Source organism: Desulfotalea psychrophila LSv54, from assembly GCF_000025945.1.
In the GTDB taxonomy this organism is placed as follows: Bacteria; Desulfobacterota; Desulfobulbia; order Desulfobulbales; family Desulfocapsaceae; genus Desulfotalea; species Desulfotalea psychrophila.
This window is the reverse complement of sequence record NC_006138.1, coordinates 2,141,477-2,152,500: the sequence shown is the minus strand read 5'-3', so window position 1 is coordinate 2,152,500 and position 11,024 is coordinate 2,141,477. Positions and strand designations below refer to the sequence as shown.

The 11,024-nt window shown below is 44.6% G+C and carries 10 protein-coding genes (1 of these 10 cut by a window edge); 3 read left to right on the top strand and 7 right to left on the bottom strand.

The window, feature by feature from the left end:
* Together clpB and DP_RS19200 are read right to left on the bottom strand one after the other, a co-directional pair.
* Positions 1 to 1,373, bottom strand: partial view of an ATP-dependent chaperone ClpB gene (gene clpB / locus DP_RS09755; protein WP_011189151.1) — the 5' portion only. 1,234 nt of this gene lie to the left of the window's left edge; only the first 1,373 of its 2,607 coding nucleotides appear in the window; its start codon is at positions 1,371 to 1,373; the stop codon falls past the left edge of the window.
* Between the two features lie 211 nt (positions 1,374 to 1,584).
* Positions 1,585 to 1,926: an IscA/HesB family protein gene (locus DP_RS19200; protein WP_332925360.1), complete on the bottom strand. Its 342-nt coding sequence runs from the start codon at positions 1,924 to 1,926 to the stop codon at positions 1,585 to 1,587.
* Between the two features lie 322 nt (positions 1,927 to 2,248).
* On the opposite strand from DP_RS19200, the gene DP_RS09745 reads away from it, so the two are divergent.
* Together DP_RS09745 and DP_RS09740 are read left to right on the top strand one after the other, a co-directional pair.
* A complete protein-coding gene (locus DP_RS09745) occupies positions 2,249 to 3,334 on the top strand; it encodes a 6-phosphofructokinase (RefSeq protein WP_011189150.1) in 1,086 nt (361 codons plus the stop codon).
* A 31-nt stretch (positions 3,335 to 3,365) separates the two neighbouring features.
* Complete coding sequence (locus DP_RS09740) at positions 3,366 to 3,986, top strand: endonuclease III domain-containing protein (RefSeq protein WP_011189149.1); 621 nt, start codon at positions 3,366 to 3,368, stop codon at positions 3,984 to 3,986.
* Positions 3,987 to 4,033: 47 nt separating this feature from the next.
* On the opposite strand, the gene DP_RS09735 is transcribed toward DP_RS09740, so the two are convergent.
* Both DP_RS09735 and rnr read right to left on the bottom strand, forming a co-directional pair.
* The gene (locus DP_RS09735; protein WP_011189148.1) at positions 4,034 to 4,546 is read right to left on the bottom strand and encodes a hypothetical protein; all 513 of its coding nucleotides are present in this window, start codon (positions 4,544 to 4,546) and stop codon (positions 4,034 to 4,036) included.
* Between the two features lie 203 nt (positions 4,547 to 4,749).
* Positions 4,750 to 6,915 carry a ribonuclease R gene (rnr, locus tag DP_RS09730; RefSeq protein ID WP_011189147.1) on the bottom strand — a complete coding sequence of 722 codons (2,166 nt, stop codon included), beginning with the start codon at positions 6,913 to 6,915 and terminating at the stop codon, positions 4,750 to 4,752.
* 223 nt (positions 6,916 to 7,138) lie between these two features.
* On the opposite strand from rnr, the gene DP_RS09725 reads away from it, so the two are divergent.
* On the top strand, positions 7,139 to 9,247 hold the full coding sequence (locus tag DP_RS09725) for a RelA/SpoT family protein (protein ID WP_011189146.1): 2,109 nt from the start codon (positions 7,139 to 7,141) through the stop codon (positions 9,245 to 9,247).
* An 11-nt stretch (positions 9,248 to 9,258) separates the two neighbouring features.
* On the opposite strand, the gene DP_RS09720 is transcribed toward DP_RS09725, so the two are convergent.
* Genes DP_RS09720 through DP_RS09710 form a run of 3 tightly spaced genes read right to left on the bottom strand, consistent with a single transcriptional unit; the run spans position 9,259 to position 11,009 of the window.
* Positions 9,259 to 9,762 carry a TSCPD domain-containing protein gene (locus DP_RS09720; protein ID WP_228130137.1) on the bottom strand — a complete coding sequence of 168 codons (504 nt, stop codon included), beginning with the start codon at positions 9,760 to 9,762 and terminating at the stop codon, positions 9,259 to 9,261.
* Positions 9,759 to 10,439: a leucyl/phenylalanyl-tRNA--protein transferase gene (gene aat / locus DP_RS09715; protein WP_041277859.1), complete on the bottom strand. Its 681-nt coding sequence runs from the start codon at positions 10,437 to 10,439 to the stop codon at positions 9,759 to 9,761. The genes DP_RS09720 and aat overlap by 4 nt, the downstream gene beginning before the upstream one ends.
* 33 nt (positions 10,440 to 10,472) lie before the next feature.
* Entirely contained in the window at positions 10,473 to 11,009 is a 537-nt protein-coding gene (locus DP_RS09710) for a hypothetical protein (RefSeq protein WP_011189143.1), read from the bottom strand.
* Between the last annotated feature and the right edge of the window lie 15 nt (positions 11,010 to 11,024).

Below are 11,024 nucleotides of genomic sequence, written 5' to 3'. Positions count from 1 at the left end.
TTAAGCTCATCACTGAGATCAGCGAGTTGCTTCTTACTCTCCTGAAGCCTGGAGATAGAGGCTGAATCCTTCTCCTTCTTCAAAGCCTCCTGCTCTATCTCAAGCTTCATACATTTGCGTTGGAGCTGATCAATCTCCGTTGGCATAGAATCTATCTCAATCCGCAGTTGCGAAGCCGCCTCATCGATGAGGTCAATGGCCTTATCGGGGAGAAAACGATCTGCAATATAACGATTAGAAAGGGTTACCGCCGCAACGGTGGCCGCATCCTGAATACGGACACCATGGTGTATCTCATACTTCTCCTTAATCCCACGGAGGATAGCCACGGTATCCTCAACACTGGGTTCCTGGACAAGAACGGGTTGGAACCTTCGTTCAAGGGCGGTGTCTTTTTCAATGTACTTCTTATATTCGTTGAGAGTGGTGGCACCTACGCAGTGCAACTCCCCCCGAGCCAGGGCAGGTTTTAGCATATTGGAGGCATCCATTGATCCCTCCGAGGCACCGGCCCCGACAATGGTATGAAGCTCATCAATAAAGAGAATGATATTCCCCGCCTGCTTCTCCACCTCTTTAAGCACCGCCTTAAGACGGTCTTCAAATTCACCCCGATACTTCGCTCCGGCAATAAGAGCGCCCATATCCAGGGTAACAACCTGCTTATTCTTCAGGGTGGTGGGAATATCATCGTCAACAATCCGTTGGGCCAGTCCCTCAACGATGGCAGTCTTACCAACACCCGGTTCACCTATGAGAATAGGATTATTCTTGGTACGTCTAGAAAGAACCTGAATAACCCTACGTATCTCTTCGTCACGACCAATGACAGGATCAATCTTGCCCTGTTTTGCCCTATCGGTAAGATTATCGGCATATTTTTGCAGAGCCTGAAATTTCTCTTCAGGAGATTGATCAGTAACCCTTTGATTACCCCTAATATCCATCAGGGCCTGAAGGAACTGTTTTTCACTCACCTGATTTCTTTTAAAAACATCTGCAACAGCATCTTTTTTTACCCGTAGGGCGGCAAGGAAAATATGTTCCATACTGACAAAATCGTCCTGCATGGATGAGGCAATATCACTGGCCGAGTCAAAGAGGGTAGTCAGGGCCTGAGAGGCGTAGACCTGGCCCGCTCCACTGCCGGAGACCTTAGGTATAGCAGCAAGGGCCTCCTGCAAAGCCACCTCTAACATATGCGGCTGAACACCCATTTTTTTGAGAACGGGAATAATAATGCTGTCGGTTTGTTGCAGTATGGCAAGGACTAGATGGCTGAGATGAATTTCCTGATGCCCCATCTGTCTTGCCTGCTGCTGGGCGGCCTGAACGGCCTCCTGAGACTTAAGGGTAAACTTATCAAGTTGCATATCTTTTTCTCCTTATATACAAGATAACTCTTATTGTTTTTCAAAAGGAGAAAGTAGTCATGAAAGACCCTTAGTCAATGATTTAATCAAGATGATTGCCAGGGAAAAGGGGTTGAAAACAGAAAAATGTACAGGGAGACGAGCAGGAGGACAAACAAAAAAGGCATGCCGGAGAGGCATGCCTTAAACTGCTAAAAAACTATGTAGCAGATCAACCGCAGCTGCCAGAGCTACAGGAGCCCGAGCTACATCCACCGCCACCCGCCAATGGAACAACGGAGGAGATGCTAAAACCAGAACGAGGACCAGCATCAAGGTAATCAACCTTCACGCCGCCTGTGGTTTCAAGAAGACTTTCCTCGATGAGGAAAGTAATTGAATCAAAATCAAAGCTCTTATCATTATCTTTTGGCTCATCCAGAGCCAATCCCAAAGATGGGCCAGCTCAGCCGCCCTGCATAAGAGCAATACGAAGAGCAGAATCAATCTTATTCTGCTCCATGTATTCTTTCAACTTGTCTATAGCCAAGTCTGTTACGTTGAAATCAGACATGAGTGTTCTCCAGTTGTGATAGTAATATATTGTGAATACAGCATATTGAGAGAAACCATTACTCTCAGTGCATTCAGACATACCTAAAAAATAAGGTGGTTTGTCTGGATAGTCAATCCACCAACTCCTATAACTACAATATAATCTCGTAGCTTACTTATAAGTATTTACCATAGCATGAAGTCTAGGTATAGTTTTTTTTATAGCTACTCAGCAAACAGCTGTTCTTTTTGTTTTTAGCCTGGGTGGAAGGTATATTGAGGGAAAGAGATTTATCTACCGGTGTCATTTAATAATTTTTGATTATCAGAAGAGAGCAATTATGAAAAAAATAGCGATTTCTACGGGTGGTGGTGACGCCCCTGGTCTCAATGCAGTTATCTACGCTGTTGTCCATGCCTGTTATCGAAAAGGATGGGAAGTTTATGGCAGTCGCAACGGCTATGCCGGATTTTTAGATTTAGAGGAAATGATACAGCTAAGACCCCGTGATGTAGAGGGTATTTATGCAATTGGTGGAACCATTATTGGTTCAACTAATAAGGGCAATCCCTTTGCAAATCCTGTTAAAAATCTAGCAGGCGAGACACAGGTCATCGATATCTCTGATAAAATCTTGCGAAATTTCAAGAGAATGAACTTTGACTGCCACATAGCCATCGGTGGTGACGGTAGCATGGAGATTGCTCACCAATTTGCCGAAAAGGGAATGCCTGTTATCGGTGTACCCAAAACCATTGATAATGATCTTGAAGAGACTGACAGAACCTTTGGTTTTGACACTGCCGTCTCCACTGCCACCGAAGCCCTCGACAAATTGCACTCCACGGCAAAATCCCACGACAGAGTCATGGTGGTGGAGGTCATGGGACGTGATTCCGGATGGATAGCCCTCTACTCTGGTATTTCCGGGGGAGCGGATATTATTCTCATTCCAGAAGTACCCTTTGATATGGACAAGGTCTGTGAAAAAATTACAGACAATGATCTACGCGGTAAGGATTACTCTATTGTGGTAGTGGCCGAAGGGGCACAGGCGCTTAATGGCCAACGGTTTATTAAGGGCGGATTAGAACCTGGACGTCAGGAGGTTATCCTTGGCGGAGTAGGAGAATGGGTTGCCACAGAGATACAGAGGCGTACCGACAAAGACACCCGCTCCCTTGTTCTGGGACATCTTCAGCGAGGCGGCTCTCCAACCACCTTTGACAGACTATTGGCACTTCGATTTGGCGCAGCAGCAGTACGACTGGTGGAGCAGGAAACCTTTGACCATATGGTAGCCCTGAAAAATTCAGAGATGAAAGCTGTTCCCATAGCAGATGCAATCAGGGCACGTAAGAAGGTTGATCTCACCAGTGACAAGGTGCAAACCGCCCGGGATATTGGCATCTGCTTGGGTGATTAGCGTGTCCCCCTATGAAGAGGCATACCAAAAAATGTTAGCATTTTTTGGTCCTCAACAGTGGTGGCCGGCTAAAAGCCCCTTTGAAATCATCGTTGGTGCCGTCTTAACCCAAGGCACCAGTTGGAAAAATGTCGAAAAGGCCCTGGCTAATTTGGAGTTTGCTCATCTATTAAATTACGATGCTCTGCTTGCCCTGCCCGAGAAAGCCTTAGCAGAGCTCATCAAACCTGCCGGTTTTTTTAATGTCAAGGCAGCCAGACTAGGCAATTTGCTGGTAATGATAGCAGAGAATTATGGGGGCAAGATTGATGCCCTACTAGCCGATGAACTCGGACAGGCTCGCCAGGCCCTGCTCAAGGTGAGAGGCGTCGGCGAAGAGACTGCGGACGCCATTTTACTCTATGCAGCAGGCAAACCAATCTTTGTTATAGATAGCTATACCCATCGGATATTTTCCCGCCATAATATGGTGGATGAGGAGACAGACTATCAGACAATGCAGAAGACCTTTATGGCAAATATCGAAGAAGAGGCCAGTATCTTCAACGAATATCACGCCCTTATCGTTATGACGGCAAAGAAATTTTGCAAAAAAAACAAACCACTATGCCCAAACTGCCCACTTTATGGACTCAATGAGTGCTATATCTAATGGGGCTGCGATGACACTGCATACGATCTGAATCGTCTGCAGTGTCATCATCCTAACAGCTTATTGTCAATAGATTTTTTACTAATCTTCTCAAACTCTTCAGCCTGCTTATGTATATTGGAAGGCATAAATCTTTTCAGCAGTGGCATCACCCCTCTCTCTGATTTTTCAAATAAGCTCTCCGCCTCTTTCAAGGTTATCTGCCAGGCTGGAGCAAAGCCAGGCGCCTTTTCAAACATAATATCAAGGGCTGTTTGATAGATAAAGTACTGGCGGATCTCTTTTCGACCTGGTTTATGATTTAAAGATTGAACGGTAATACGCAAATTATCCCGCTCCTCTTTAAGCTTTTCATACTCCAGTTTACGTCTCTCATTATCTCTGGAATCAATTTCCAACTTGGTATGCAAATGGGTACGCAGGCGCTCAACCTCTTTTACAAGTTCCCGTCTTCGCACAAAATTTCGTACATAAATAATAAAACACAAAATAAGTCCAAGCAGGAGCCCCTTTACAAAGGGGTTTTCGAGAAGTGTTAACATCCAATTACTATTATCCATTGCAGAGAATCCTCCGTAACATTTTGCGATTATTCTGCCAGCAAAATGCCCCTAAATATATTTTTGTATTGTCCTAGCCCGGGAATTTCCTGTCTAAAGATTGAATCTTTCCATGCAAAATCCAAACTAGCCATTGCATCAACAGCTCAAGAAAAACAGAAAATTTAATCCCAGCTAAGAGGGGGAGAGGCCCCCTTTCACATCTACTGTACCGGTGCCACAATTACACGATTTCTAGCCCTGTCTATACGCTGAACAGTCACCTCAACAGAATCCCCCAGACTAAAAAAGGCACCCTTATTTTGACCAATAAGATTGTGACCCCGATAATCAAAGAGATACATATCCTCTACCAGCTCCTCAATAGGTGCCGAGGCACTAATAGGAAAATCCTTAAGTTCAACAAAAAATCCGGTATCTGTTACTCCTGAAATAATAGCTTTAAATGTCTCACCAATATATCTTTCCATAAAGATGCATTTCAGCCTGTCCCCCAGTTCTCTCTCAGCCTTGGTGGCAACCCGTTCACGGCCTGAAAGGAAATCCCCTGCCTGCTGAGCGGAACGATTTTTGGTTTCGGCAGGAAGATAACCGACGAGACGACAGAGTTCACGGTGAACCATGAGATCAGGATACCTGCGAATGGGAGAGGTAAAGTGGGTATAATCCGTTGCCGCAAGGCCAAAGTGGCCCACGTTATCGGCTGAGTACTTTGCCTGTTTCATACTGCGCAGGAGGAGGTTATTAACCACAAACTCCTTCTCGCTCCCCTTACTCTCCTCAATAACCCGGCCAAACCAGGCAGGACTATTATCCGGTGGGGGCAGCTGCATGCCAAGGTTATGAGCATAGGTAGCAAATTCTTTTACCCGATCCACATCCGGCTTTTCGTGTATTCGATAAAGGGCCGAACAACCCTGCTCAGTAAAAAATTCGGCAACCGCCTCATTGGCAGAGAGCATAAACTCTTCAATAATTTTTTGCGAAAAGTGAGCCTCGCTACGCGCAACATTTTCTACCTCCCCCTCACTATCCAGAAGGATTATTGACTCAGGCATGGTAAAACCAAGAGCACCACGGATAGCTCTTTTCTCCTTGAGAATACGGGCCAGTTTCTCTGCCTCCTGCAACATGGAGAGAAATGCCTTCTCATCTGCACTTACTGAGCCGGGGGTATCAAGTATCTCTTGCACCCTAGTGTAGGTAAAACGGTGCTGACTCCTAATAAGTGACCTACAGAAAGATTTTTTTTGCAGTTTACCAGCCCTATCAATATCAAGAATGGCCGTCAGGGTCAGACGATCCTCATCTGGCACGAGGCTACAGAGATTGTTAGATAATTTTTCCGGGAGCATGGGAATCACCGTCCCGGGAAAATAGACAGAAGTACCACGCTCATAGGCATCCCGATCAAGGGCAGAGCCTACCTTAACAAAGTGGGATACATCGGCAATAGCAACATAAAGCCTAAAGTTCACTCCTCTTTTTTCAACGCAGACTGCATCATCAAAGTCCTTGGCTGTATCTCCATCGATGGTAACAAACTTAATGTCCCGCAGATCAACTCTCTTGGGATCATGATCTTCGCCTCCCATCTGTTCAAGTTCTGCATATGTCTCCCCACTGAACTTATCGGGCAAAACACTTTTTTCTACCACAAAACGAATTTGGCTTTTTACCGAGTCGGGACTGCCAAAACTTTCAAGGAGCATTCCCTGGCGAACTTTATCAGGAGTAGCCGTCTGTTTCAGGGTAACAATAACGCCATCACCATGCCGAACAGACATATCTTCAGGGATGGTGACCTGGACAACAAAGGGAAGTCGCTTATCCTCGGGAACAACAATGCCCTTACTACCATCAATGGCAATAACTCCGGCTATCCTGTTCAGTCCACGTTTAATAACATGAAATATTTCTGCCTCTGATCTGCCGTTTTGAGTTGTTCGAAAAATATAGGCCAGTACCTTGTCACCGTGCAGGGCCTGGCTCATATTATATTGAGACACATAGGGATCCTGAAGCGGCAGTTGGGCCTCTATATTACTTTCCATATTGTGCAGAAAGCCAAATCCTCTGGGGTTTGCGTCGAGGATGGCTGTACAAAAAAGTTCCTTATTAGAGACAACATAGGTCTTACCGCCAACAAGATGAATGATCTTTTTCTGAACAAGAGTATGCAGAGAGTTTTGTAGCTGCTCGTAACTATATTTTTTACATTTAGCAAAAATCTGCTTTGCCCTGAGAGGTGCCTGCGATGCGTATATTTGATAAAGTATTTCGCCTTCTTGACTATTTAATTTCTGTGTTTTTTTAGGCGAAAAAGAGGTCGATTTTTTTTTATAGCTCTGCTTTCTTTTCTTGGTCATAGGGATTTTGTTTTCCTCAAGGCGGAAACTTTGATAAAATTCTACTCTAGTGTAGCAAAAAAGATGTAAAAGATGTCTGTTATTAAACGTACCAGTGATTGTTAAAGGGATGTTATACTTTTCTTACCTATTCTGCATTATAGCAGAATCTCTATGAAAAAGATGGCCTGAATTTCTTTTGATAATTTTTTATATTAATTCTCTATTATTTTTATTAAAGTCTATGCGACATATTCTTTTTGATCTTGAAATTTATCGTGCCCAGATGCAACGCATCCTAGGTGTCAAAGAGGAAAACGATGTCTTTTGGCGTGCGCTTGATTTTGCCGTGGATGCCCACGACGATCAATGGCGTAAATCAGGAGATGCATACATTCTTCATCCCTGTTATGTCGCAAAGATTCTTGCCGGCGAGATGGACATTACCCATCCGGAAATTTTGGCAGCAGCCCTCTTGCACGATACGATTGAAGATGTTGAAGAGGTAACTGCTGAAGTGGTGGGTGAACTTTTTGGTTCCTATGTTCAGGCAATTGTAGAGGGATGCACCAAGGTCACCCATGTTTCTGACAACAAACAGTTAAATTCAAAAAGAACCCATCGAAAGATTTTTTCAGGCGCAGCCCTGCGTCCAGAAGTTATGCTCGTCAAGCTTGCCGATCGCCTCCATAACCTTCGTACCCTACAGGCGATGCCAAAACGTAAAAGACAGCGCATAGCAGACGAGACCCTTGATATCTATGCTCCCTTGGCGACAGTCTTTGGCCTCTTTTGCATGAAACGAGAGATGTATAACCTTGCCCTCTTATACAAGTTCCCTAAGCAGGGTGTTAAATTAAAGGGCTATGTTAGAAATATTGGTAATGAGCCTATTGTAACAAAAATAGCAGAGGCACTGCGGGAAAGTGCTTCAGAATTAGATCTGGACTGTGACGTCAATATCAGAATTAAGGATCTGTGGGCATACTATGACACCAACAGTCATATCTTGCTCAAGCAGATAGACACACCTGTAGAAATTTTAATACTGGTCGATGAACCAAGTTCATGCTACCACGCCCTGGGCGTTGTCAATCAGACATTCCCTCCTATTCCCCGCACCATTCGTGATTTTATCTCTAACCCTAAGCCAACCGGTTACCAAGGACTTCATGCCAGAACCATCATTGAAGGCCGGAAATATTTGGTAAAAATTCGCACCAAAGAGATGGCCCTACAGGGACAACGTGGTATTTTTCGTGACTGGAGCTCCAAAACTGGCAAGCAGGGTAAGTTTGTCCAAGAAATACAGGAAATGTTTGATATTATTGGTACAGACGACTCTTTCTCCTATCGGGATGTCATTGCCGCAAGCGGTAAAAAAGAAGTCTATACCTATACCCCCAATGGTGACCTTATCTGTCTCCCTGTTAATTCCACGGTGCTGGACTTTGCCTTTCGGGTGCATACCCACATTGGTTTGTCCTGTCTAGGTGCCCTTATTCGTAGCGAGAAGGTTGGCCCAGCTCATGTTTTACGGGATGGGGATATGGTTCGTGTCATTCACTCCGATGAACCTATTCGCTTTGAGCAGGAAAATCTTGCTGCCTGCAAAACACCTCGGGCCCGTTCAGAATTAGCAAAGGGATTTCGAGCTCGACGCCGCAAGGTAACCACCATTGTCGGAGCAACTATATTACGTCAAGAAATGCTCCGCTATGGTTTACCGATCGACCTGCTAACCTCCCCTAATATCGACATTTGCCTCAAAAGGTTCTCAATTGATTGCCTTGATGACCTCCATGCCCTCATTGGCGAAGGCCGCCTGCATCTGCACACCATCATCAGTGCCATTAAAGAGGATCTCTTTGATGGCATTTCACCGCTAGTAGACCCAACCGGTGCCTTTAATTCCATAGAGATCACCACTCTGGATCCTGTCTCAGTCAAGCTCTCTTCCTGCTGTAAGCCAAATCCTACCGCTAAGGATAATTTTGCTCTGCTTACCCCTCATGGACTTTCAGTACATCATAAACGATGCAAAACGTTAGAAAAATTAAATTTTCGCCGTGACGATGCTGTCAATATTACCTGGAGAACTCGTCAGACAAATGTACGTAAACCGCAAATAATATCGATTCCCCGAGCTTCAAGTGCCGAGGTAATGTCAGCATTAAGTAATGCACCAATTTTTATGAAGATTCACGAGGTAAAGTTAGTTTCTGTTCGCCACGAAGTCCCTGAACCGGCCTGGCAAATCACCTTTAAGGTCGAGAACCTCTTTGAACTTCACCGGGTTCAGCGATATCTGCAAAAAACATCTCTGATCTACCAATCTGTCTTCAAGGTATAAGGGAGGGGAGATCACTGCCGTCTTTTTTGCGCATAGTTACCAAGTACCTTAGAGAGCATTTCCGGGAGATCATTTTTTTGTCGCGAACTTCTCTCAATTTGCATAATTGTTTTTTCAAGACTTAACCTCTCTCCCATAAAAATATGACGAAGAATAAGAGAAATCAGCCTGGTTATGGTTGTCAAATTGGAAATTTTAGATTGCAGGTGATGATCATTATCAAAGGCTGTTGAGGCAAATATTTCCACCGGTTGTCGACTAAGTTCACTGATAGATATATACCATGTATTATTATCTCTATCACAGGTACGATAACGCACTGCATCAAGGACATCTGGCAATTCTTCTTCTATCTCTTCCTGTCCATCTGACTGGTCAGCAAGTTGTTTGAGACGCGAACTGAGCTCAAGATTGCGTTCGAGGTGAAGACAAACCTGAGCACATACAGAACAAATATTCTCTTCTGTCCTGTTTTCTTTTTTACAGAGAGGACAAATCTTTATTTTTACACTCATATTTTCCACGCAGGTTGAGGTCCGATATCAGCAATAAGCAGTTGCAGATGTTGGTAAAATTTTTCGCCGCTTATCTCCACCGCACCAAACTGAAGAAGATGCCGGGTGGTCATTTGACAATCAATAAGTTGAACGCCCCTTTTCCGGGCCTGTTCAACTAAATAAATAAGACAAAATTTAGAGCTATTACTTACAGTTGAGAACATAGATTCACCGAAGAAAACGCCACCTAACTCTACCCCATAAAGCCCCCCTACCAGCCTGTCAACATCCCAGCACTCAACAGAATGGGCATAACCAAGCTCATGTAATTGTCCATATGCCTCTCGCATTTCGGGTAGTATCCATGTCTCTTCACCTCGGCCTGTTCGGGAAGAACCGCAGAGGCCAATAACTTGCGAAAATGCCTGGTCTATAGTGAAGGTATAGCTGGTCTTTTTCCAATATCGCATCAGGCGTTTTCCTGCAGTAAACCTGTCAGGATATATGACAAAACGGGGATGAGTATACCACCATAATATGGGATCACCCTCTGAATACCAGGGAAAGATACCATCCCGGTAGCCGTTAATAAGACGTTTGGCGGAGAGATCACCGCCGACTGCGAGTAAACCATCTGACTCTGCATGCTTCGGGTGGGGAAAGGTACAGTCTCTGTTCAATCGAAATACGGTCATATTTTTTTGATGAAATTCCAAGCAGATGAAGCTTTATAGTAGATAGTTACCATTTTGGTCTTTACGTAGACCCAGAACACCCAGGTGGGGGAACACTTTTCGGGCAATATGCCAGGAAAGGACCATAACAGTAAGGATAACCAATAATTTTAATCCGGCAAGATCTGTCAGTGGTAGATTGAATGCTGTGCCCCCTATTTCAAAAAGCTCCAGCAGTGAGCAGAGGGCCATGAACCGATAGGCGGCACCGTAAAAAGAGTAACAAAAGGCAGCCAAAATAAAGGGCATAATTATCTTTACCCAGCTAAGAAATATATGTCTCTGTGGATCAAGAGGAAACTCTATTAAAAGGGAGAGGAGGCCGTTAAAAATCAAAAGGAGACAGAGGACAAGATTTCTCTTGGCAAAGGCCTTTCGCAATTGCGCTTCTGGAATACAGACAATTGCCAGGGCTATTTTCTTTTCCTGGCCCACGGCGGCCCTGCTACATAACTTCTTAAAAATATCTTCCCGCGCTGTGCCCGCATTGAGTTCCAGATCAATTCTTTTATGCAAGTCACCTCGATCCACACGACCTCCCTTTCT

Bases quoted from the DNA above. Each gene is read 5' to 3' on its own strand.
- DP_RS09740 (WP_011189149.1), top strand. From the start codon at position 3,366: ATGTTAGCATTTTTTGGTCCTCAACAGTGGTGGCCGGCTAAAAGCCCC.
- DP_RS09735 (WP_011189148.1), bottom strand. From the start codon at position 4,546: ATGGATAATAGTAATTGGATGTTAACACTTCTCGAAAACCCCTTTGTA.
- rnr (WP_011189147.1), bottom strand. From the start codon at position 6,915: ATGACCAAGAAAAGAAAGCAGAGCTATAAAAAAAAATCGACCTCTTTT.
- DP_RS09745 (WP_011189150.1), top strand. From the start codon at position 2,249: ATGAAAAAAATAGCGATTTCTACGGGTGGTGGTGACGCCCCTGGTCTC.
- DP_RS09725 (WP_011189146.1), top strand. From the start codon at position 7,139: ATGCGACATATTCTTTTTGATCTTGAAATTTATCGTGCCCAGATGCAA.
- DP_RS09720 (WP_228130137.1), bottom strand. From the start codon at position 9,762: ATGAGTGTAAAAATAAAGATTTGTCCTCTCTGTAAAAAAGAAAACAGG.
- aat (WP_041277859.1), bottom strand. From the start codon at position 10,439: ATGACCGTATTTCGATTGAACAGAGACTGTACCTTTCCCCACCCGAAG.